We start from the raw sequence: 22091 nt of genomic DNA, 5'->3' as shown, positions 1-22091 counted from the left end.
TCATGGCACACAAAAAGGGAGCGAGCTCCACTCGCAACGGCCGCGACTCGAACGCGCAGCGCCTCGGCGTGAAGCGCTTCGGCGGCCAGGTCGTGAACGCGGGCGAGATCATCGTTCGCCAGCGCGGTACGCACTTCCACCCGGGCGCGAACGTCGGCCGCGGTGGCGACGACACGCTGTTCGCCCTCGAGGCGGGCGCGGTCGAGTTCGGCACCAAGGGCGGCCGCAAGGTCGTCAACGTGGTGGCAGCGAACTGACCGTTCGTCAGAACGTAAGCCGATGGGCGGGCCGCGTGCCCGCCCATCGGCTATTTCAGCTCCGGTGCCGACTCGCGGCATCCGGATAGCGTAGACAGAAGCTCGCAACGCGGGCGGTGAGGAGCATCGTGGCGACGTTCGTCGATACCGTGACGCTGCACCTGCGTGCCGGCCACGGTGGCAACGGCTGCGTGTCGGTGCGTCGCGAGAAGTTCAAGCCGCTGGCCGGTCCCGACGGCGGAAATGGCGGCGACGGCGGCGACATCGTTCTCGTCACCGATTCGGGTGTGACGACTCTGCTCGGCTATCACCGTCATCCGCACCGTTCCTCCGAGAACGGAGGGTTCGGCATGGGCGACCACCGCAGTGGCACCACCGGTGAAGATCTCGAGCTGCAGGTTCCGATCGGGACCGTCGTCAAAGACGCGTCGGGCGAGCTGCTCATCGACCTCGATCAGCCGGGCATGCGATTCGTCGTCGCGCCCGGCGGCCAGGGCGGGCTCGGCAACGCCGCACTCGCCTCACCCAAGCGCAAGGCGCCGGGGTTCGCCCTGCTCGGCACGCCCGGCTGGGAGGGCGACGTCGTCCTCGAGCTGAAGACCGTCGCGGATGTCGCACTCGTCGGCTTCCCGTCCGCAGGCAAGTCAAGCCTGGTGGCCGCACTCTCAGCAGCGAAGCCGAAGATCGCCGACTATCCGTTCACCACACTGCACCCCAATCTCGGCGTGGTGCAGGCCGGCGACATCCGCTACACGATCGCGGACGTGCCCGGACTCATCGAGGGAGCGAGCGAGGGCAAGGGGCTCGGGCTCGAGTTCCTGCGTCACGTCGAGCGCTGCAGCGCGCTGCTGCACGTGCTCGACTGCGCGACCCTCGAGCCGGGGCGCGACCCGATCAGCGACCTCGACGTCATCCTCGCCGAGCTCGCCGCCTACCCGGTGCCGGACGGCCAGGTGCCTCTTCTGGAGAGGCCGCAACTCGTCGCGCTGAACAAGATCGACGTTCCCGATGCTGCAGAGCTGGCCGCGTTCGTACGCCCAGAGCTCGAGTCCCGCGGCTATCGCGTCTTCGACATCTCGACCGTGAGCCACGAAGGGCTTCGCCCGCTGTCGTTCGCGCTCGCAGGGCTCGTCGAGGATGCGCGTGTGAAGGCCGCGGCTGAGGCCGAGGTCAAGCCGCGCATCGTCATCCGCCCGCGCGCCGTCGACGAGGCCGGGTTCACCGTTCGTGTCGACGGAAGCTCGGACGGCCCGATCTACCGCATCATCGGCGGCAAGCCCGAGCGCTGGGTCGCGCAGACGGACTTCGCCAACGACGAGGCCGTGGGATTCCTCGCGGACCGGCTCGCGAAGCTCGGCGTCGAGGACGAACTCGTCAAGGCGGGAGCCGTCGCGGGTTCCACCGTCGTGATCGGCGCCGACAACGGCGTCGTGTTCGACTGGGAGCCGACGCTCACGTCCACCGCGGAGCTGGTCACCTCGCCGCGCGGCACCGACTCGAGGCTCGACGCGAACGGACGCGCTACTCGCGGACAGCGGCGCATCGAGTATCACGAGCGCATGGACGCGAAGGCTGAGGCGCGTGCAGAACTGCTCCGTGAACGCGACGCAGGGCTCTGGCACGACGACGGTGAGTTCGACGAGGACGACGCGTAGATGGTGATCACGGACCGTTCCCTGGTGCCCTCTGCCCGCCGCATCGTCGTGAAGGTGGGGTCGTCGTCGATCAGCGGCGAGAACGCGCACCAGATCGGTCCGCTCGTCGATGCGCTGGCATCGGCGCACGCTCGTGGAACGCAGGTCGTGCTGGTGTCGTCGGGTGCGATCGCGACAGGCATTCCCTATCTTTCGCTCACCGCGCGTCCCACCGATCTCGCTACGCAGCAGGCAGCAGCAGCGGTCGGTCAGAACGTGCTCATCTACCGCTACCAGGACAGCCTCGATCGCTACGACATCGTCGCCGGACAGGTGCTGCTGACCGCGAACGACATGGACAACCCGACGCACCGCTCGAATGCGAAGCGCGCGATGGAACGTCTGCTCGACCTGCGCATCCTTCCCATCGTCAACGAGAACGACACGGTGGCGACGCACGAGATCCGCTTCGGCGACAACGACCGTCTTGCGGCCCTGGTCGCGACCCTGATCGGCGCCGACCTGCTCGTGCTGCTCTCGGACGTCGACGCCTTGTACACGAGACCCCCGCACGAGCCCGGCGCCGAACGCATCGACTTCGTTGCCGCCGACGACCCCCTGGCGGGAGTGGAGATCGGCTCAACAGGGCCGGCAGGCGTCGGCTCCGGTGGCGCGATCACCAAGGTGTCCGCCGCACGCCACGCTGCAGAGGCCGGCAGCGCGGTGCTGCTCACCTCGACGAGCCGTGTGCACGCGGCTCTGGCGGGGGAGCCGGTCGGCACCTGGTTCGCTCCAACCGTGCCCGGCGCACCCGTCGGACAGCACGGGGCGGCCGACTAAACTGAGGGGATGTCCTCCACCGTTCTCGACGAGGCGCCCGCGACCGCAGACTCGCCGGCGTTCCTCCGCAAGCTCGAGGCCGCGAAGCACGCGTCCAGGCCCCTCGCGACGGCGACGACCGCTCAGAAGAACGCTGCGCTCGACGCGATCGCCCGTTCGCTGGTCGACAACGCGCAGGACATCATCGCCGCCAACGCCGAGGATCTCCAGCGTGGACGCGACGGTGGCCTCTCCGACGGCTTGATCGACCGCCTTCGGCTCGATGAGGCTCGCATCGCGAAGCTCGCGGACGCCGTGCGCGATATCGTCGCGCTGCCGGACCCGGTGGGAACCTCGGTGCGCGGCAGCAGGCTGCCGAACGGTGTCTCCATCCAGCAGGTGCGGGTTCCGTTCGGCGTCGTGGGCGCCATCTACGAGGCCCGTCCGAACGTCACCGTCGACATCGCCGCTCTCGCACTCAAGAGCGGCAACGCGGCAGTGCTGCGTGGCGGACGTGCAGCCGAGTCCAGCAACCGCACGCTGGTGCAGCTCATCCAGCGGGCGATCGCGTCGACGGGCATCCCTGCAGATGCCGTGCAGACCGTCGACGAGTTCGGCCGCGAGGGCGGCACCCGGCTCATGCAGGCCCGTGGATACATCGACGTGCTCATTCCGCGGGGGAGTGCAGAGCTCATCCGCACCGTCGTGGAGTCCTCGACCGTGCCCGTGATCGAGACCGGTGCAGGTGTCGTGCACATCGTTCTCGACGAGAGCGCGAACGAGGCGTGGGCGGTCGACATCGTGCGCAACGCCAAGGTGCAGCGGCCGAGCGTGTGCAACGCCGTCGAAACGGTGCTGGTTCACAGCGCCGCGGCATCCAGGCTGCTCCCTCCCGTGCTGTCCGCACTCCGCACCGAGGGCGTGACGGTGCACGCGGATGACCGTGCCATGGCGATCTTCCCCGACTCGGTGCCCGTCACCGAAGAGGACTGGTCGACCGAGCACATGAGCCTCGACGTGTCGGTCGGAGTCGTGGATTCTCTCGACGAGGCGATCGACCACATCCGCAGGTACTCCACCCAGCACACCGAGTCGATCGTCACAGACGACCTGCTGAACGCCGAGCGCTTCCTCGCCGAGGTCGACTCGGCCGTCGTGATAGTGAACGCCTCAACGCGATTCACCGACGGCGGCGAGTTCGGGTTCGGGGCGGAGGTGGGCATCTCCACGCAGAAGCTGCACGCCCGTGGCCCGATGGGTCTGCCGGAGCTGACCAGCACCAAGTGGCTGGTGCGGGGCACCGGACAGGTCCGCGCGTAGCGGCGCGCCTCGTGGATGCCGCAGTGGGGCATCCGTTCATGGCTAGACTGAAGGTCTGGCATCCGCCACGGAAGGAAGAGTCGAATGTCGTTCATCGCAGCAGTCGCCGCCGCTCAGGAGTCCTCGAGCGCGGTCACCGTGCAGCCTTGGGTTCTCGGCATCGTCGTGCTGTGCGTCTTCGCTGCTCTTGCCTTCGTGACCTGGACCTACCGAGACGTCGCCAACAGGCACCACCGCAGCAACGACCCTGAGGCGGCCGTGCACGCGGCGGCCCCTGGCGCCTATCACCACGGTGCAGGCCACCCGGGACCCGAGCCGCACGAGCACTGACCCCGGGGCTTCATGCGGCCGTCTGAACCGCCTCGTCGGCGCGTCGGTGTGATGGGCGGGACGTTCGATCCCATCCACCACGGTCACCTTGTCGCGGCCAGTGAGGTCGCGCAATCGTTCGACCTCGACGAGGTCGTGTTCGTCCCAACCGGCGAGCCCTGGCAGAAGGGCAACGTCACCGAGGCGGAGCACCGTTATCTGATGACGGTGATCGCGACCGCGTCCAACCCGCGGTTCACGGTGAGCAGGGTCGACATCGACCGTGACGGGCCTACCTACACGATCGACACGCTGCGCGACCTGCAGGCCAGCAGGCCGGATGCCGACCTCTTCTTCATCACCGGTGCCGACGCGATCGCCCAGATCCTGAGCTGGAGAGACGTCGACGAGCTGTGGAAACTTGCTCACTTCGTCGCTGTGAGTCGTCCGGGACATCTGCTCGAGGTGACGGGTTTGCCCAACGGCGACGTAAGCTTGTTGGAGGTTCCGGCATTGGCGATCTCGTCGACCGATTGTAGGGACCGTGTCAGCCGGGGTTTCCCTGTCTGGTACCTCGTTCCCGATGGGGTTGTCCAGTACATCTCCAAGCACCATTTGTATCGGAGTAGTGTGGCATGACGTCGTGGCAAGACCAGCCGCCACTGACGCGGCGACAAGCAAGAGAGCATCAGCGCGCCGCGGAGGGCGTAGTCGATTCGGTTGAAGTCGAGTCCGCACCCGTTTCCCGCCGAGCAGTGACAGTGGCACCGACACCCGCGGGAGAAGTCCCCGATGTCACGACGCCGTTCTCGTCGACACAGCGTGACGCCGACTCGCGTCATCCTTCGTCGGATGCCCCGCCGATGCGACCCCGTGCCCCTCGCTACGACAGCCTCTCCTTCGATAACCTGCTTGCGGCATCCCATGCCGGCGAGCCTGCGAACGCTCCCGTGCTCGAAGACGACCGCCCGCCCGCGCCTGTGACGTACCTGCCGGGAGTGCAGCCGCCGACCTCCGAGCAGCCGGAGCCCTACCGGCCCGTCCCCGCTCCGGAGTCGGAGCAGCAGGCGTCCTCCGCACCGCAGCAGATCACCATGTCGAGTCAGGCCGTGTTGACGGCACCAGACGGACACCCGCTGACCAGGCGCGAATTGCGCGCGATGCAGCAGGCCCAGGCCGCCAACGACGCGGTGCAGACCGACGAGCAGGCATCCGGCCCCGTGCCGAACGCCCCCGCTGCGGCCGTTGAGACGCCGGAGACCGTGGTCGTACCGAGCGCGCCTGCCGTGGCGCCGAAGGTCGTCGCACCGTCAGAGCCCTCGCAGAAGGCGACGCCGGCACCGTCCTTCGCCGAGCTTCTCGACGGCTCGGCTCCCGGGGTGGCGCAGACCCAGCCCGAGGCTCCGACACGACGCGTCATCCCGCCCGCGCAGAGTGTGCAGCAGACGTCAGCCCAGCAGGCGGCGGTGCAGCAGACCCCGATCAGCACGGTCCCGGTTCAGAGCACCCCGACGCAGGCGGCGCCTGCGGCCGCGGCAGTCGCTGCGGAGCCGAGTGGTCCGACGACCGACCCGCAGCTTCTCGCTCGTTCGGCCGGCCACTGGTCGACGATGGGTGACGAGCCGGCGAGCGACACCGGGAACACACCGCGCTCATCGGTCGCCAGCGGAAGCGTCACCACCGCGAACGCCTTGATCCTGCCGTCGATCCCGTCGGCTGGAATGGCGACCACGCCGTTGACGAGCACGGGCGAGATCATCGTCACGGGATCCATCGATCTGCCGCGCTCCCTCGGCACGACGGGACAGCATCCCGACCACTTCGACTCGTCGGACATCGACCGCATCTTCGAAGAGTCGGATGCCGCTCCCACGACCTCGAGCGTCGCGCCGGTTCGCGCGAGCAAGGCCGTGGCGACGCACACGTCGACCCGTGGCATGATCACCCCGCCGAAAGCTCGCGGGAACAAGCTTCCCGTCACGCTGGCCGTGACCGCGGCCTTCCTGGCACTGGGTGTCGCCGCGCTGCTGGTGGCGGGCTACGTCTTCCATGCGTTCTGATCCACGCGGCGTTTCGGGTGCCGCCGGTGGCAGGCGCCGATTCCAAGATCACGAGGTGATGACTGCATGACCGCGTCCGAACGTGCGCGTGAACTGCTCCAACTGGCAGCAGAGGCTGCCGATTCGAAAGCCGCGACGGAGCTCGTCGCACTGGATGTCTCAGGACCGCTGCCGCTCGTCGACATCTTCCTGCTGGCGTCCGGCAACTCCGAGCGCAACGTCATCGCGATCGCTGCGGAGGTCGAAGACCAGCTGAACGAGGCGGGCTACAAGACACTCAGGCGCGAGGGCCGCTCCGAGGGACGTTGGATCCTTCTCGACTTCGGCGATCTCGTGGTGCACGTGTTCCACCAGGAGGACCGCACCTACTACGCGCTCGAGCGCCTCTGGAAGGACTGCCCGACGGTTCCGTTCCGCCTTCCGGTGGCCAACGAGGCCTGAGCCCGCGATTCGTACTCGTCCCGCGGAATGTAGTACGCTAGTGAGGTTGCTCCGCGAGAGTGGGGCGGCGCATCTGGGTCTGTGGCGCAGCTGGTAGCGCACCTGCATGGCATGCAGGGGGTCAGGGGTTCGAGTCCCCTCAGATCCACCAGGAATCCCCTGGAAAGCTCCGGCTTCCAGGGGATTTTTCGCGTCAGGCGGTGGGCAGCAGAACGGTCTTCCCAGGTGCCGTGGCGTGTCCACGGCTCTCGTAGGCGGCGCGGCCGTCCGCCAGCGGGTACGTGGCGGCGACGGCGACCTCCAGATCGCCGGCGGCGAGCAGCTCGCCCAAGCGGGCAAGTGTCGCCGGGTCGGTGCGCACGACGAAGAACCGGGCATCCACGCCGTACTTCGCGGCGAGCTCGTCCGACGGCGGCTCCTGAAGCGTGATGAGGCGTCCACCCGCGCGAACCCCGCGGTACAGCCATTCGGGTGTTCCCGCGCCGACCGTGTCGATCGCGGCGTCGTAGCTCGCCGTCTCGATCGACTCGGGTTCGCCGCCGACCAGTACGGTGTCGGCACCCAGTTCCTTCAGCCGCGCGACCGCCGAGTCCGAGCGCGAGGTCGCCGTCACCTGGATGCCGAGGCGTGCGGCGAACTGCACCACGAAGGCTCCGACTCCACCCGCGCCACCACGCACGAGCAAGCGCTGCCCCTCCGAGATGGCGAGGTGCTCGTCGACGGCCTCCATCGCGGTGAGCGCGGGAAGCACGGCGGCTGCCGCGGTGATGCCCGTGACACCGTCGGACAGATGGGCTAGCGCGGATGACGGCACCGCGACATACTCGGCGGCCGCGCCATCCCGATCGAACGGAGCGAGTCCGAACACCCGGTCACCGACGGCGAAGCCCGTGACGGAGGTACCCACCGCGACGACCACTCCCGCGAACTCGTGCGAGGGGATGATCGGGGTGCGGTCGACTCCGCCCGACTCCCACGTCTCCGGCCAGGTCAGCTCGTCGAAGGTGATCGATGCGGCCCCGACGCGCACGAGAACCTCGTCGTCGCCGCGCAGCGCGGGGACCGGCGCGTCTTCGTACACCAGAACCTCGGGGCCGCCGCGCTCATGTGCACGCAGTGCCCTCATCTGAACAGGAATCTCGACGTTGTCGGCGCTCATGTCTCCACAGCGTACGGGCTGGAGTCAGAGCCCGCTCGGGCCGCACCCGTGACGAAGCGCCGCTGCGGGGAGCTGCGGCGACCAGTCCGGAGTCGCGAGCGGTGCGCCGATCGGCGACCAGCCGGCATCCGTCAGCTCGTACTCGCCATCGGGGCCCGTCGTCACGATGTGCTCGACGGCGTCGATCAGCCGTGTGACGTCACTCATACGAGAACCGACGCCGACGCTCGCGCGAAGCGCGCCGCCACGGATGCCCAGTCGATCGAGCAACGGATGCGCGCAGAACCGTCCGTCTCGCACCCCGATGCCCCACTCGGCGGAGAGTACGGCGGCGGTGAGCGCCGGATCCAGCCCGTCGATCGTGAATCCGACGACCCCGACCCGATCGGTCGAATCGTCGAAGACGCGGATCGTCTCGACCCCAGGCACTGCTTCCAGTCCCTCCGCCAGCGCCGACCGCAGCCTGCGCTCGTGCGCGATCCACGCTGCCTCGTCTTCCGCGGCAAGGGTGGTGAGTGCCTCCGCGAGCGCGACTGCGCCGACCACGTTCGGCGAGCCGGCCTCGTGCCGGTCGGAGCCGGTGCGCCACGTGGTGCTGTCCAGCGTCACTCGTTCGACGGCGCCCCCGCCGCGCAGGTACGGGTCGGCCGCGTCGAGCCAGTCGCTCCTGCCGAGCAGCACGCCGGAGCCGAACGGCGCGTAGACCTTGTGGCCGGAGAACGCGAGGTAGTCGATACCCGATGCGGAGACGTCGACGCGACGATGCGGCACGAGCTGTGCGCCATCCACGACGATCCTGGCGCCGTGGCGGTGTGCCACCTCGGCGAAGCGCTCGATCGGCAGCACCTCTCCGCTGACATTGCTGGCTGCGGTGATCGCCAGCGCGGCAACCGGATGAGCGGCGAGCTCGGCATCCAGGCGCGAGAGCGTCTCCGCGATGGTGTGCGCGACGGGGACGATCCGGGAACCGGCATTCAGCCACGGGAGCAGGTTGGCGTGGTGCTCCAGGTCGAGCACGACCGTCTCTCCCGGCACGACGGATGCCATCAGGTTGAGTGAGTCCGTCGTGTTGCGGGTGAAGACCACGGAGTCGTCGGGGCCGCATCCCATCAGCTCGGCAACCGTGGCACGCGCACCCTCGTACGCCGCAGTCGAGACCTGGGACGCGTAGCCCGCTCCGCGATGCACGCTCGCGTAGTAGGGAAGCACCTCCGTCACGCGGTCGGCGACGCGCTTCAGCGCAGGGGCGCTGGCGGCGTAGTCGAGGTTGGCGTAGCGGATGGTGCCGCCGCGGAACAGCGGAGCCTGCAGATCGCCGCCCACGACGTCCACGAAGGGGGTGTCATCCTTCACCGTCCAGGCTTCGATGCCTCCGCGGAGGTCCTCGGCGGAGAAGCCGTGCGCGCTCAGATAGCTCGCCGCGACACCGGAGCGCCAGCCGGACTCGCAGTTGACCACGACGTGTCCACCGGCCGGGATCTCGTCGCGTCGGCGCCTGAGCTGCGCGAGCGGGATGTTCAGCGCGCCCGGAATCGCGCCCGACTCGAACTCGCCGGGGCTTCGCACATCGAGCAGGACCGTCGATTCACGTCGGCGGAGGGAGTCGAGCTCGATCGGCTCGACACGCGTGCCCGTGACGATCGGAACGCCGTACCCTGCAAGGTCGTCGGACGGCACGTAGCCGGCGACCCGGTCGAATCCGATCCTGGCCAGCTGGCGACGGCCCTCCGCCTCGAGCCCTGGAGGGGCGACCAGCACGACATCGGTCGAATAGTCGAGGAACATGCCGGCGGTCTCGGCGAACCGCCCGTCGAGCGGAACGTTCAGGGCCGACTGCAGGTGGCCGGAGGCGAAGTCGTCGACGTCGCGGGTGTCGAGCAGGATGGCGCGCGCGAGGCGCTCTGGGGTGAGGACGTCGACAAGCGGGAGCGGCTGGCTCGGGTCGAAAAGGGCGTGTCGCTCGCGGTTCAGCCGCGCATCCTCGGTGAAGTAGTCGGGCACGGGGAGCTGGCCGGTGGTGATCAGGCGGACGAACTCCGTCTCCGACATCGGGGAGCAGCTCGAGTTGGTCCTGCGCTCCCGCCCGATCGTCGATTCGCGATCCAGCGACAGGTTCTTGCCGCATGCCGATCCCGCGCCGTGCGCCGGGAGCACCCGCACGGCGTCGTGAAGCGCCATGAACCGGTGCTGGATGGTGTCGAACTGCTCGTGGGCGAGGGCGACCGGGTCCGCGCCGAAGATGGCCTGGAGGTCGACGCGCCCGACATCCCCCACGAAGAGGGAGTCGCCGGTCAGCACCGCCTCGGCGACGGTGTCGCCTGGGTGGCGGAAGACGAGGATGCTGATCGATTCCGGCGTGTGCCCCGGCGACGGCATGATCTCCAGCTCGACCTCACCCAGCGAGACGCGGTCGCCGTCGTCGAAGAGCGTTGCCGGGAAGCCCGGATTGGCGCGGCTGCCCATGCCGATCCAGGCGCCCGTCGCTGCAGCCAGTTCGAGATGTCCGGCGAGGAAGTCGGCGTGGAAGTGTGTGATGAACATCCCGACGATGCGGAGCTCGCGCGCCGTCGCCTCCTCGAGATACTGGTGCACGTCGCGCAGCGGATCGACGATCACCGCCTCGCCGCTGCTCTCATCACCGATCAGGTAGGTCGCCTGCGAGAGCGATTCGGTGTAGAGCTGCTCCAGGATCATGGGATGCCCCTTCCGGCCAGAGCGGTGCCCTCCGGCGACGTCGAAGGGCTCGACGCTCAGAACACGTCATGGTGTCTGAGAATCTAATCAGACTCCCCATGGCTGAGTTTTGCATGATCGAGGAATTGTCAGTGCGGATCTCCGATCCTCGGCAGGGTCCGAGAAGGGGAATCACTCCAGAGCCGGTTTGATGTCCCGGACGATGGACTCGAGGATGCGCGCATTGAAGTCGACGCCGAGCTGGTTGGGCACGGTGACGAGCAGCGTGTCGGCATCCATCACGGCGGCATCCTGCGCGAGTTCGCGGGCTATGACGTCGGGCGGGCCGATGTAGCTGCGGCCGAAGCGCGCCAGCTCATCGCCGATGTGGCCGACCTGGTCTTCGGAGTCCGCCTGAGCGCGCAGCCCGAAGTAGTAGTTGGTCTCGTCGTCGATGATCGGCAGGATGCTCCGCGACACCGACACCCGCGGCTCGCGTTCGTGCCCCGCGGCCTTCCAGGCGTCGCGGTACTGCTGGATCTGTTCGGCCTGCAGCTCGGAGAGCGGAACGCCGGTGTCTTCGGTGAGCAGGGTCGAGCTCATCAGGTTCATGCCCTGCTCTGCGGTCCACACGGCTGTTGCCCTGCTGCCCGCTCCCCACCAGATGCGGTCAGGAAGGCTCTCCGACCGCGGCTCGATCGCCAACGGCACGTGCTGACCCGTCATGCGTGGGTTGGAGTACACCAGACCGGCTCCGGCGATCGCCGCTCGGAAAAGCTCCGTGTGACGTCTGGCCAGGTCGGCATCCGTTTCGTTCTCGTCGGGTACGAAGCCGAACGCCTCGTACCCGTTCTCGGCCGTCTCTGGTGAGCCCCTGCTGATGCCGAGCTGCAGTCTGCCGCCCGAGATGAGGTCTGCTGCGGCGGCGGACTCTGCGGCGTAGAGCGGGTTCTCGTACCGCATGTCGATGACGGCGGTGCCGATCTCGATGCGCGAGGTTCGTGCGCCGATGGCAGCGAGCAAGGGGAAGGGTGACGCGAGCTGGGGTGCGAAGTGGTGCACCCGCACGAAGGCGCCGTCCGCACCGACATCTTCGGCCGCTTGAGCCAGGTCGATGGTCTGCAGCAACGCATCGGAGGCGCTTCGCACTTCGGAGCCGCGCGCCGGGGACCAGTGACCGAAGGAGAGGAAACCGATGCGTTTCATGACACTCTCAACCGTCGGAGGGCGGGTGTTATTCGCGCCTGGTGTTCGGACTCAGTACCAGTGCGGGTTCTCGGACATCTCGTGGTTCCAGGCGCCGCACGGTGTTCCGTAGGAACTCGAGATGTATGCGAGCCCCCACCTCACCTGCGTGTCACCGTTGGTCTGCCAGTCACCGCCCGCCGACGCCAGCTTGCTGGCGGGCAGCGACTGCGGAATGCCGTATGCGCCGCTGGAGGAGTTGTAGGCGTTCCACGACCAGCCGGACTCCATGTTCCACAGGTCGATGAGGCATCCCATCTGGTCCCCGCCCCAGCCGTAGCTGCCGAGGATGCTGCCGGCGTACGCCTGCGCCTCGCCGGCGGAGCAGCCGCCCGTGCATCCCGCGGAGGTGTCGATGTTGGCGTTGCTGCCACCGCCATTTCCGTTCGCTTCGGCTGCTGCCGCTGCCGCAGCGGCTCGTGCTGCGTCTGCCGCCAAGCCGTCATCGCGCTGCTTCTGAAGCGCTGCGGCCTTGCTGTTCAGCGATGCGGCCTGCGCTTGCAGCACCGCTCCCTGCTTCTGCTGTGTCGCGAGAGCCGCATCGGCCGACACCTTGGCCGCCTGCGCCTCCTGATACTTGGTGTTGGCATCCTGCTCGAGGCCGGTGCGCTCCGTCTCGGCGCTTTTCGCCTGCGCCTGCAGCGACGACACGACGTTCTGCTTCTGCTTGGCGTAGGCCTGCAACTGTGAGACGTGGTCTGTGAGCTGGCTCACGGTCCCGAGCTGGTCGAGCAGGTTGTCCACCTGACCATTGCTGAGCAGCAGCTTCGCGGTGAGATCGCCGCCGCCGGAGATGTAGAGCTGAGAGGCCAGCTTGCCGTACTGCGTCTTCGCGGTCGTTGCGCTCTTCTGCGCCGAGCTGACCTGGGTATTGATGGCGTTCAGCTTCGCGGTCTGTGCGTCGAGCGCGCTCTTCGCCTGCGAGTACTCGAACTCCTTCTTGAGTTCGTCGGCGGCAGCCGCCTCGGCCGCCGACTGCAACTGACCGATGAGGGCGGTGATCTTCTGGTACTCCGCCTGAGCGGCCGCGGCATTGTTCTTCGCGGCCTGCACATCGCCCCAGCTCGGGTAGTCGTCGGCGTGTGCAGGGGTGACGGACGCGAGTGGGATGACCACCGCCAGCGCAGCCCCGATGGCGGCGAGACGCCAGCGCCCGAGCGGGCGCGGCGTTCGCTCGGTGGCCCGAAGCCCGAACACAGTCACGGTCCCCACGATAAGCAGGCCCCTGCATTGGGGGCGGCGCACACGCCGAGCGATGCGGGATGCCCGGCACGGCTCTCTTCGCCGTCGATCCCGGCTTTCCTCGCCGATCGGGGCTCCTTATCGTCGATCAGACGAGCGGACGTCGGCGGTCGGTGTTTGACTGACACCGTGACCTCACTGCAACGCTCGGTCCTCGTCGTGGCGATCCTCGCGTCCCTCGTCGCCTTCCTCGACGGTTCCGTCGTGAACGTTGCGCTGCCCGCAATCGAACGCGAACTGGGCGGCGGCCTCGTGCTGCAGCAGTGGGTGGTTGACGCCTATCTGATCACCCTCGGCTCGCTCATCCTGATCGCCGGCTCGCTCTCCGACGCGTTCGGACGCAAGCGCATTCTCATGATCGGACTGTTCGGGTTCGGCATCACGTCGATCGCGTGCGCGCTCGCTCCCGACGGCATCTCGCTCGTCGTGTTCCGCGCCCTGCAAGGCGTCGCCGGTGCGCTGTTGGTGCCGAGCTCGCTCGCCCTGATCATTCAGGTGTTCAGCACCGATGACCAGCCGAAGGCGATCGGACGCTGGACGGCATGGACGTCGGCAGCCATGCTCGCCGGCCCCGTGCTGGGCGGGCTGTTCGTCGACACTCTGTCGTGGCGGCTCGTGTTCGCGATCAACCCCATACCCATCGCGGTGACGGTGGCGATCCTGTGGCGCATCAAGCTCGACCACACGCACGCGCACGGCCGTATCGACTATGTGGGAGCCGTGCTCGGGGCGGTGGGGCTCGGCGGCGTCGTGTTCGCGCTCATCGAGCAGGGCCAGGAGGGCTGGGCGAGTCCGCTGGTGTGGGGGAGCGCGGTCATCGGATGCCTGTGCCTCGCAGCATTCACCGTTGTGGAGTTGCGCACGAAGGAGCCCATGCTGCCGTTCTCGCTGTTCCGCATCCGCAACTTCGGTATCGGCAACCTCGCGACGTTCGCCATCTATGCCGCGCTCTCTCTCGGAACGCTCGTCGTCGGCATCTACCTGCAGGAGGTCGCGGGTTACCCGGCCACCCTCGCGGGTCTCGCGCTCATTCCCGCCACGATCGTCTCCCTGATTCTCTCGACGCGCTTCGGTGCGCTCTCCGGCAAGTACGGGCCCCGGCTCTTCATGGCTCTCGGCCCGGTGGTCGCCGCGGTCGGATACGCGCTGATGCTCATGATGGGCACCTCCGTCAACTACTGGCTCGAACTGCTCCCCGGCGTGATCGTCTTCGGCCTCGGCCTCTCCATCACCGTCGCTCCGCTCACCGCAGCGATTCTGGGCGCGGTGCCGCCCGAGCGCGCAGGCATCAGCTCAGCGATCAACAACGCCGTCGCACGCATCGCCGGCCTCATCGCGGTCGCGTGCGCCGGGTTGATCATCGCCGGTCCTCTCGATCAGGCGGGGCTGCAGCGAGTACTCATCGTCTGCGTCGTGCTCCTGCTCGTGGGTGGCGTGGTGTCGGCGATCGGCATCGTCAATCGAAAGAGGGCGGTCGTCTCGCCCCGTGACGCCGCGGCGTGCAGCGCCGGCGCCACCACCGTCGGTCCTGCCGTGACCGCACCGACTCCGGCGGCACCGTTCACGGGAGGAGCACAGGGCCAGCAGCGATCAGACCGATGACGATGACAACGGCGCTGGTCATGACGAGCCGCATGAGCCATCGCGAGCGGACTCCGCGGAGCGTCAGCACGATTCCAGCGATCGCGATCACCACGGTCAGCACTGCAGCTGTGATGGCGATCACGAGCGGTGGTCCCGTGAGGCCGCCGATCAGGGATGCGCCGAGAGCGACGTCGATGCCGGCCAGCGCAAGCACGACGAACGAGAAGACGCCGCCGGCGCGGGCGCCGAGGACGTGGCCGAACCCTCTTACCCCGGTCTCGCGATCGGTGTCGAGATCGGGCAGAACGTTGGTGACGTGCGCCGCGGCGCCGAGCAGTCCTCCCGCGACGATCACCCACCACGCCGGCCACTGCGGTGCCGCCAGGCCCAGGGTCACGATCGCGGGCAGGATGCCGAAACTCACGACATAGGGAACGATCGAAGCCAGCGTGCGTTTGAGCCAGACGTTGTAGGACCACGCGCTCGCAAGGGCGATCGCATGGGCGACGAGCGCCGCGACTCCCAGCAGGAGAGTGAGAACGAGAGCGCACACCAGTGCGACGGCTGCGGCGATTCCGACGGCACGACGGGAGACGAGGCCCGTCGCAATCGGTTTGTCGCTTCGGGCGACCCGCGAGTCCCTCGCTGCATCGATGGCATCGTTCGACCAGCCGACCGACAGCTGCCCGGCCAGCATGGCGGCACCGAGGAGAACGACGCGCAATGGGGAGTAGCCGACCGCCACGCTCAGCAGCACGGCGACGATCGTGACCACGAGAGCGGGTCCCGGATGACACGCGAGCGCCAGGCCCCGCAGCGCTTTCGGCATGCCGCAATGCTAGGCCAGCTGCCGACATCCTCAGTTCTTGCGGTGAACTGCAAGAACTTGCGTACACTTGGAGCATGGCGAAACGACTTGCCGAGGTCGCACGCAAGGTGGGGGTCAGTGAGGCCACCGTCAGCCGCGTGCTGAACGAAAAGCCAGGGGTCAGCGAGGCGACCCGTCAGGCGGTGCTCACCGCGCTCGACGTGCTCGGGTACGAACGGCCGACGAAGTTGCGCGGCGAGCGCGCGCGTCTCGTCGGCCTCGTGCTGCCCGAGCTCTCCAACCCGATCTTCCCCGCGTTCGCCGAGGTGGTCGGAGGCGCACTCGCGCAGAACGGGTACACGCCCGTGCTGTGCACGCAGACCGCAGGCGGCGTCTCCGAGGCCGACTACGTCGACCTGCTGCTCGAGCAGCACGTCTCGGGTGTGGTGTTCGCGGGAGGCCTCTACACGCAAGAGGCGGCCACGCACGATCACTACGAGAAGCTTCGCGAGGTGAATCTGCCGACCGTGCTCGTCAGCGCGCCGATCGACGGCATCGGCTTTCCGACGGTGTCGTGCGACGACGGGGTGGCGACCCAATTGGCCGTGCGCCACCTGGTGCAGCTGGGGCACGCGCGCATCGGTTTCGTGCTCGGACCGCGCGATCACGTACCGTCGAAGCGGAAGCACGAGGCCGCGCGGGCCGAGATGGAGCGAGCCGGGCTGGAGTTCGGCGACGACTCGGTCGTTCGCTCGCTGTACTCCCTCGAGGCGGGGCAGGCTGCGGCTACGAAGCTCATCGGCACGGGCGTGACCGCGATCGTGTGCGCGAGCGACCCGCTCGCGCTCGGAGTCATCCGAGCAGTGCGTCGCGCCGGTCTGCGGGTGCCGGAGGACGTCTCGGTCGTCGGCTACGACGACTCGGCCCTGATGGGATGCGTCGAGCCCCCTTTGACGACGGTGAGGCAGCCCATCGAGCCGATGGGCCGCATGGTGATGGAGCTGCTCACCGCGCAGATGACGGGGGAGCGCCCTGTCATCGACGAATTCCTCTTCGAGCCGGAGCTCGTGGTGCGGGCATCCACCGGTCCAGCGCCGCGGTGATGATGCTTGTGACCGATTTGTGATGTAATTCCGCGCAAGATGACGCAAGTAGATCGACATTTGTTTAGTTCTTGCGTCATTCTGTCGGCTTGGCTACTTTGACTGTGACGCCGGACGAGAGCTCGCCTCCCGCTCGGCGCGAACCAGCTCCGAGTCCGGCATCGTCGCCTTTCTGACGCGTGCCGCCGCGCCAGAAAGGCTCCATCAGTGGACCTCTCCTCCGTAGCCGACCAGCTCGAGGTCGACACCGCCGTCGACGCCACCTCAATCGAGGTCGCCGCGATCCCCGCGCCGTCGGTCTCCGACCCCCTGTGGTGGCGCAGCGCAGCCATCTACCAGATCTACCCGCGCAGCTTCGCCGACTCGAACGGCGACGGCGTCGGCGACTTGGCCGGCGTGCGTCGACACCTCGGCTATCTCAAAGACCTCGGCATCGACGCGATCTGGTTCACCCCGTGGTACGAGTCGCCTCTCGCGGACGGCGGCTACGACGTCGCCGACTACCGCTCGATCGACCCGCGCTTCGGAACCCTTGCGGAGGCGGAGGGCCTCATTCGGGATGCACTGGCCCTCGGCATCCGCACGATCATCGACATCGTCCCGAACCACATCTCCGACCGGCATCCGTGGTTCCAGGCCGCGCTGGCCGCGGGCCCTGGATCGCCGGAGCGGGAGCGCTTCTGGTTCCACCCCGGCAAGGGGCCGGATGGCTCGACGATGCCGACCAGCTGGGAGTCGAGCTTCTCCGGCGAGACCTGGACGCGCACCACGAATCCCGACGGCACGCCGGGGGAGTGGTACCTGCACCTCTTCACCCCCGAGCAGCCCGATCTCAACTGGAACCATCCCGACGTGCGGCGCATGCACGAGGACGTGCTGAAGTTCTGGTTCGACCGAGGTGTCGGCGGCGTGCGCATCGACTCGGCAGCTCTTCTCGTGAAGGACGGTGACCTGCCCGAGGTGCCGGAGAGCCCGCGCCCCGGCGGACATCCGACCCAGGACCGCGACGAGCTGCACGACATCTACCGCGGCTGGAGGCGCATCGCGGACTCCTACCCGGGAACCCGGGTGCTGGTCGGTGAGATCTGGCTGCCCGACATCGACAGGTTCGCGAAGTACCTGCGCAGCGATGAACTGCACACGGCGTTCAACTTCGACTTCCTCGCGAGGCCGTGGGATGCCCGCGAGCTGCGCGACTCCATCGATGCGACCCTCGCAGCGCACGCCCCGGTGGACGCCCCGTCCACCTGGGTGCTCTCGAACCACGACGTCACCCGCCCCGTGACGCGGTACGGGCGCGCAGACACCTCGTTCGCCTTCCTCAAGAAGCGTGCAGGCACCCCGACCGACCTCGGGCTCGGCCGGCGCAGAGCGAGAGCCGCCGCCCTCTTGACCGCCGCCCTGCCCGGCGCGCTGTACATCTACCAGGGCGACGAGCTCGGGCTGCCCGAGGTCGAGGACCTGCCGGCCGAGTTGCTCGAGGACCCGATGCACTTCCGTTCAGGCGGGGTCGACCCCGGCCGTGACGGATGCCGGGTCCCGCTGCCCTGGAGCGGCACGACTCCGCCGTTCGGGTTCAGCCCCGTCCTGTCGGACGCAGTGCCCTGGTTGCCTCAGCCGGAGAGCTGGGCATCGCTGACCGTGCAGGCGCAGCAGGCGGACCCCTCGTCGATGCTGTGGCTGTACCGGCAGGCCCTTCGCGTACGCAAGACGCTCAACGCGACATCCGACACCGGGTTCTCGTGGCGAGAGATCGGAGCGGACGTGCTCGCTTTCGACAGGGGACCGGACTTCCTCAGCGTCACGAACCTCTCGGCCGAGAGCGTCGAGCTGCCGGAAAACGGCGGAATCCTGCTCTCCAGCAGCCCGCTCGACGGCGGCAAGCTGCCCCCAGACTCCACGGCATGGCTACGAACACAGCTCGAGCCGCCGGAGATCCGCGCCTGACGCCCAAGGCCGGAAAAGCACGACACACCGAATGGAACACCTCGAAAGGAACATGACAATGAAGTCACCAGGAAAGATCGCGGTGCTCGCCACCGTGGCCCTGGCCGGCGTCGGCATTCTGAGCGGATGCTCGTCGAGCAGCGGAAGCGGCGGCGACGACAAGGTCCACATCGTCGTTGCACCTGTTCTGCCCGGCGCGACGAAGGAGGCGCTGCAGGCGCTGAGCCAGCGCGTGTCGCAGTTCGAGAAGAAGTACCCGAACATCGACGTCAAGGCGATCGAGTACCAGTGGACGGGAACGACCTTCGCGGCAGAGCTCGCCGGAGGAACGCTCCCCGACGTCTTCAACGTGCCCTTCACCGACTCGAAGACGCTCGCCAACAACGGCCAGCTCGCCGACATCACCAAGCCGTTCAAGCAGACGGCGACTGCCGACGAGTGGAACAAGACCGTTCTCGACGTCGCAACGGGAAGCAACGGCAAGGTCTACGGCATCCCGTGGGGTCCGTACGCGATGGCACTGTCGTACAACCGCGACATCTTCACCAAGGCCGGGCTCGACCCGAACAAGCCGCCGACCACCCTCGACGAGATCGAGCAGGACGCCAAGATCATCTCCCAGAAGGTGCCGGGTGTCGCCGGCTACATGCAGATGACCAGCGGCAACAACGGCGGCTGGGAGCTCGCGACGGCCACCCAGGCGCTCGGCGGCAGGCTGGAGAAGGTCGGCTCCGACGGCAAGGTGACCGTCGACACCGACAACGCCCAGACGAAGGATGCCCTGGCATGGCTGAAGAAGCTGCGCTGGGACGACAACTCCATGGGCAGCAACTTCATCTGGGACTGGTCTGGCATCAACCAGGGCTTCGCCTCGGGCAAGATCGCGATGTACATGAGCGGGTCCGACGTGATCGGCTCCCTCATGCAGGCCAACGGGTTCGACCAGAAGAAGTACGGCGTGACGACCTTCCCGATCGCGTCCGACTCGAAGGCGGGCATCCTCTCCGGCGGCAACGTCGATGTCGTGAACGTGAAAGACACGCCCGAGCAGGTCGCGGCCGCTGTGAAATGGATCAACTTCTACCGCACCGATCCGACGGTCGACAAGACGTCGGCGGTGAACAACGCCAAGACCCTCGCCGCGGGGAACCAGGCGGTCGGTGCTCCGACGCTTCCGGTCTTCAACAAGAGCATCTGGGAGCAGAACCAGGAGTGGATCAAGCCCTACGTGAACGTTCCGCCCGAGAACGTGAAGTCGTTCACCGACGGCATCTGGAACCAGCAGATCGTGCCGGAGCCGCCAGCGCACACGCAAGACCTGTACGGCGCCCTCGACCCCGTGGTGCAGGCGGTTCTGACCGACAAGAACGCCGACGTCGACGCGCTCCTGAAAGGCGTTGACACGAAGATCCAGGCGTTGATCGACGCCGACGGCCAGTAGCCAGAAAAGTCCAGAAGAACGAATCGGCATCCGTCGGGTCGTCGGCCACCTGGTCCGACGACCCGACGGCATGCCTCCATGTGAGAGCCGGCATCCATGACCGTTGACACCGCAGTCAGACCCGAAGGGGCGGTGCGCCCCGAACGCCCGAAGCGCAGGCACAACCCCGTCACGTGGGTGCGGCGCGGCGGGCTCACCACTCTGCTCTTCCTCCTGCCGCTGCTGATCATCTTCGGCGTCTTCTCGTGGACGCCGATCGTCGAAGCGGTGGTGATGAGCTTTCAGAAGACCAACCTGGTCACCCCGGCGACCTTCGTCGGCTGGGACAACTTTGTCGCAGTCTTCAACGACCCGTTGTTCTGGACGGCGATCCGCAACACCGCGTACTTCGCCGTGCTCGCCCTGCTCTTCGGCTACCCGATCCCGCTCGTGGCCGCCGTGCTGATGAGCGAGGTGAAGCGCATGAAGGGTTTCTACAGCGTTCTCGCGTATCTGCCGGTGATCATCCCGCCCGTCGTCTCCGTGCTGCTCTGGAAGATCTTCTACGACGCCAGCCCGTCGGGCGTCTTCAACTCGATCCTGGCCGTGGTGGGCATCCCGCCCCAGCCCTGGATCCAGAGCGCTGCGACCGCAATGCCCTCGCTCGTGCTCGAGGCGACCTGGGCGGGCGCCGGCGGAACGATCATCATCTACCTTGCCGCGCTCACGTCGGTGTCTCCCGACCTGTACGACGCGGCCGAGGTGGACGGGGCATCCATCTGGGGCAAGATCTGGCACGTGACGCTGCCGCAGTTGCGGGGCATCCTCTTCATCACCCTGATCCTGCAGATCATCGCGACCGCGCAGGTGTTCCTTCAGCCCTACCTCTTCACGGATGGCGGTCCGGTCAACTCGACGACGACCATCCTGCTGCTGATCTATCGGTACGCGTTCACCAACAGTCTCGGCGGAGCGTACGGACAGGCGACGGCGCTCAGTCTGATGCTCGCTGTGTTCCTCGCCGTGCTGTCCATCGTGTACTTCCGCGTCACCGCGAGATGGAGTGACAATTGACGACCACGATTCCCTCCGACCTGCCGCTCGAGGAGATCATCGAGCCCGAGCGAGCCAGACGAAAGAAGCGCAGCTCCGTCGCCGAGGAGGCCGACCGCGGCATCCTCTCCCACACCGACTGGCGCAGGCCGCACGTGCGCGTCGTCGGCACGGGGCTCAACGTGATCCTCGGCATCTGCCTCGTCATCGTCGGGCTGCTGCCGTTGCTCTGGCTGCTGAAGTCCGCCGTCACCCCGACCGAGGAGACGCTGACCCAGCCGCTCGCCCTCTTCCCGCACGGATTCACCTGGTCCAACCTCAGCCGAGCATGGAACGACGTTCAGATCGGGCAGTTCTTCTTCAACACCATCTGGATGGCGGCCGGCGAGTGGGCCGTGCAGCTACTCGTCGCGACGACGGGAGGCTTCGCGCTCTCGGTGCTGAAGCCCAAGTACGGCAAGATCATCAGCGGCCTTGTGCTGGCCACACTGTTCGTGCCCGCGGTCGTGCTGCTCGTTCCGCTGTACCTCACGATCCTGCACCCGCCGCTCATCGATCACTCGCTGATCAACACCTTCTGGGCGGTCTGGCTGCCTGCCGGCGCCAGTGCATTCAACGTGCTGCTGGTGATGAGGTTCTTCGACAACCTGCCCCGCGAGGTCTTCGAGGCGGCTCGCACAGATGGAGCGGGGACGTTCCGGCTGTTCTGGTCGGTCGTGCTCCCGATGTCGAAGCCCATACTCGGAGTCGTGTCGGTGTTCGCGATCAATGCGGCATGGGCCGACTTTCTGTGGCCCAACCTCGTGCTGACCGACATCGGCATCCAACCGCTCTCCGTGCGGCTCCCGCAGATCCAGTCGTCGACCGATCTCGGCGTCTATCTGGCGGCGCTCACCATCGCCACGCTCATCCCCGTCGTGATCTTCCTGATCTTCCAGCGCACGTTCCTGCGCGGCGGCGGGCTGGGCGGCGCGGTCAAGGGGTAAGCGCGGTCAGCGGGTCAGCGGGTCAGCGGGT

At 67.5% G+C, this 22091-nt stretch carries 19 protein-coding genes and 1 tRNA gene; 15 read left to right on the top strand and 5 right to left on the bottom strand.

Translation table 11 applies throughout. The features are described 5' to 3' along the window. Positions 1–2: 2 nt before the first annotated feature. The 9 genes from rpmA (at position 3) to ACYVDN_RS05195 (ending at position 6991) form a co-directional block, all read left to right on the top strand. Positions 3–257: a bL27 family ribosomal protein gene (rpmA, locus tag ACYVDN_RS05235; protein ID WP_460569125.1), complete on the top strand. Its 255-nt coding sequence runs from the start codon at positions 3–5 to the stop codon at positions 255–257. A gap of 128 nt (positions 258–385) precedes the next feature. Beyond that, positions 386–1912 carry a GTPase Obg gene (gene obgE / locus ACYVDN_RS05230; RefSeq protein WP_460569123.1) on the top strand — a complete coding sequence of 509 codons (1527 nt, stop codon included), beginning with the start codon at positions 386–388 and terminating at the stop codon, positions 1910–1912. Beyond that, on the top strand, positions 1913–2731 hold the full coding sequence (gene proB, locus ACYVDN_RS05225) for a glutamate 5-kinase (protein WP_460569121.1): 819 nt from the start codon (positions 1913–1915) through the stop codon (positions 2729–2731). 9 nt (positions 2732–2740) lie between these two features. Beyond that, positions 2741–4030, top strand: coding sequence for a gamma-glutamyl-phosphate reductase (locus ACYVDN_RS05220; RefSeq protein ID WP_460569119.1), 1290 nt, complete (start codon positions 2741–2743; stop codon positions 4028–4030). 84 nt (positions 4031–4114) lie between these two features. Continuing rightward, positions 4115–4360: a hypothetical protein gene (locus ACYVDN_RS05215; protein ID WP_460569117.1), complete on the top strand. Its 246-nt coding sequence runs from the start codon at positions 4115–4117 to the stop codon at positions 4358–4360. Between the two features lie 12 nt (positions 4361–4372). Next, positions 4373–4978 carry a nicotinate-nicotinamide nucleotide adenylyltransferase gene (gene nadD / locus ACYVDN_RS05210; RefSeq protein WP_460569115.1) on the top strand — a complete coding sequence of 202 codons (606 nt, stop codon included), beginning with the start codon at positions 4373–4375 and terminating at the stop codon, positions 4976–4978. A 122-nt stretch (positions 4979–5100) separates the two neighbouring features. Further along, positions 5101–6399 (top strand): hypothetical protein, encoded by a 1299-nt coding sequence (locus ACYVDN_RS05205; RefSeq protein WP_460569113.1) that lies wholly within the window; start codon positions 5101–5103, stop codon positions 6397–6399. 66 nt (positions 6400–6465) lie between these two features. After that, the gene (gene rsfS, locus ACYVDN_RS05200; protein ID WP_460569111.1) at positions 6466–6840 is read left to right on the top strand and encodes an RsfS/YbeB/iojap family protein; all 375 of its coding nucleotides are present in this window, start codon (positions 6466–6468) and stop codon (positions 6838–6840) included. Positions 6841–6915: 75 nt separating this feature from the next. Continuing rightward, a tRNA-Ala gene (locus tag ACYVDN_RS05195) sits at positions 6916–6991 on the top strand. Positions 6992–7033: 42 nt separating this feature from the next. Here ACYVDN_RS05195 and ACYVDN_RS05190 read toward each other — a convergent pair. The 4 genes from ACYVDN_RS05190 to ACYVDN_RS05175 form a co-directional block, all read right to left on the bottom strand. Beyond that, complete coding sequence (locus ACYVDN_RS05190) at positions 7034–7999, bottom strand: NADP-dependent oxidoreductase (protein ID WP_460569109.1); 966 nt, start codon at positions 7997–7999, stop codon at positions 7034–7036. A 24-nt stretch (positions 8000–8023) separates the two neighbouring features. Further along, positions 8024–10693 (bottom strand): aminotransferase class V-fold PLP-dependent enzyme, encoded by a 2670-nt coding sequence (locus tag ACYVDN_RS05185; protein ID WP_460569107.1) that lies wholly within the window; start codon positions 10691–10693, stop codon positions 8024–8026. Between the two features lie 171 nt (positions 10694–10864). Next, on the bottom strand, positions 10865–11878 hold the full coding sequence (locus ACYVDN_RS05180) for an LLM class flavin-dependent oxidoreductase (protein WP_460569105.1): 1014 nt from the start codon (positions 11876–11878) through the stop codon (positions 10865–10867). Between the two features lie 51 nt (positions 11879–11929). Then, on the bottom strand, positions 11930–13120 hold the full coding sequence (locus ACYVDN_RS05175) for a coiled-coil domain-containing protein (RefSeq protein ID WP_460569103.1): 1191 nt from the start codon (positions 13118–13120) through the stop codon (positions 11930–11932). 168 nt (positions 13121–13288) lie between these two features. On the opposite strand from ACYVDN_RS05175, the gene ACYVDN_RS05170 reads away from it, so the two are divergent. Next, positions 13289–14761 carry a DHA2 family efflux MFS transporter permease subunit gene (locus ACYVDN_RS05170; RefSeq protein WP_460569101.1) on the top strand — a complete coding sequence of 491 codons (1473 nt, stop codon included), beginning with the start codon at positions 13289–13291 and terminating at the stop codon, positions 14759–14761. Here ACYVDN_RS05170 and ACYVDN_RS05165 read toward each other — a convergent pair. Continuing rightward, positions 14721–15572, bottom strand: a complete 852-nt coding sequence (locus ACYVDN_RS05165; protein WP_460569099.1) for a UbiA prenyltransferase family protein — start codon at positions 15570–15572, stop codon at positions 14721–14723. The two genes, ACYVDN_RS05170 and ACYVDN_RS05165, sit on opposite strands and share 41 nt — an antisense overlap. A gap of 74 nt (positions 15573–15646) precedes the next feature. Between ACYVDN_RS05165 and ACYVDN_RS05160 the strand changes: the two genes are divergently transcribed. From ACYVDN_RS05160 to ACYVDN_RS05140, 5 genes are all read left to right on the top strand, one after another. Next, positions 15647–16654: a LacI family DNA-binding transcriptional regulator gene (locus tag ACYVDN_RS05160; protein WP_460569098.1), complete on the top strand. Its 1008-nt coding sequence runs from the start codon at positions 15647–15649 to the stop codon at positions 16652–16654. Between the two features lie 267 nt (positions 16655–16921). Further along, positions 16922–18601 (top strand): glycoside hydrolase family 13 protein, encoded by a 1680-nt coding sequence (locus ACYVDN_RS05155; RefSeq protein WP_460572254.1) that lies wholly within the window; start codon positions 16922–16924, stop codon positions 18599–18601. 58 nt (positions 18602–18659) lie between these two features. Then, entirely contained in the window at positions 18660–20042 is a 1383-nt protein-coding gene (locus tag ACYVDN_RS05150; protein ID WP_460569096.1) for an ABC transporter substrate-binding protein, read from the top strand. Between the two features lie 96 nt (positions 20043–20138). After that, positions 20139–21095 (top strand): carbohydrate ABC transporter permease, encoded by a 957-nt coding sequence (locus ACYVDN_RS05145; protein ID WP_460569094.1) that lies wholly within the window; start codon positions 20139–20141, stop codon positions 21093–21095. Further along, positions 21092–22060 carry a carbohydrate ABC transporter permease gene (locus tag ACYVDN_RS05140; RefSeq protein ID WP_460569092.1) on the top strand — a complete coding sequence of 323 codons (969 nt, stop codon included), beginning with the start codon at positions 21092–21094 and terminating at the stop codon, positions 22058–22060. The genes ACYVDN_RS05145 and ACYVDN_RS05140 overlap by 4 nt, the downstream gene beginning before the upstream one ends. Positions 22061–22091 lie beyond the last annotated feature (31 nt).

The sequence above is a fragment of the Humibacter soli genome, from assembly GCF_054779035.1.
Note: the sequence above shows the minus strand (reverse complement) of the source record. Positions and strands in the feature narration are given on the sequence as shown.

What these genes read in the sequence shown, in the direction of transcription:
- rpmA (WP_460569125.1), top strand. Translation starts at nt 3, where the DNA reads ATGGCACACAAAAAGGGAGCGAGCTCCACTCGCAACGGCCGCGACTCG.
- proB (WP_460569121.1), top strand. Translation starts at nt 1,913, where the DNA reads ATGGTGATCACGGACCGTTCCCTGGTGCCCTCTGCCCGCCGCATCGTC.
- ACYVDN_RS05220 (WP_460569119.1), top strand. Translation starts at nt 2,741, where the DNA reads ATGTCCTCCACCGTTCTCGACGAGGCGCCCGCGACCGCAGACTCGCCG.
- ACYVDN_RS05215 (WP_460569117.1), top strand. Translation starts at nt 4,115, where the DNA reads ATGTCGTTCATCGCAGCAGTCGCCGCCGCTCAGGAGTCCTCGAGCGCG.
- nadD (WP_460569115.1), top strand. Translation starts at nt 4,373, where the DNA reads ATGCGGCCGTCTGAACCGCCTCGTCGGCGCGTCGGTGTGATGGGCGGG.
- rsfS (WP_460569111.1), top strand. Translation starts at nt 6,466, where the DNA reads ATGACCGCGTCCGAACGTGCGCGTGAACTGCTCCAACTGGCAGCAGAG.
- ACYVDN_RS05190 (WP_460569109.1), bottom strand. Translation starts at nt 7,999, where the DNA reads ATGAGCGCCGACAACGTCGAGATTCCTGTTCAGATGAGGGCACTGCGT.
- ACYVDN_RS05185 (WP_460569107.1), bottom strand. Translation starts at nt 10,693, where the DNA reads ATGATCCTGGAGCAGCTCTACACCGAATCGCTCTCGCAGGCGACCTAC.
- ACYVDN_RS05180 (WP_460569105.1), bottom strand. Translation starts at nt 11,878, where the DNA reads ATGAAACGCATCGGTTTCCTCTCCTTCGGTCACTGGTCCCCGGCGCGC.
- ACYVDN_RS05165 (WP_460569099.1), bottom strand. Translation starts at nt 15,572, where the DNA reads ATGCCGAAAGCGCTGCGGGGCCTGGCGCTCGCGTGTCATCCGGGACCC.
- ACYVDN_RS05160 (WP_460569098.1), top strand. Translation starts at nt 15,647, where the DNA reads ATGGCGAAACGACTTGCCGAGGTCGCACGCAAGGTGGGGGTCAGTGAG.
- ACYVDN_RS05150 (WP_460569096.1), top strand. Translation starts at nt 18,660, where the DNA reads ATGAAGTCACCAGGAAAGATCGCGGTGCTCGCCACCGTGGCCCTGGCC.
- ACYVDN_RS05145 (WP_460569094.1), top strand. Translation starts at nt 20,139, where the DNA reads ATGACCGTTGACACCGCAGTCAGACCCGAAGGGGCGGTGCGCCCCGAA.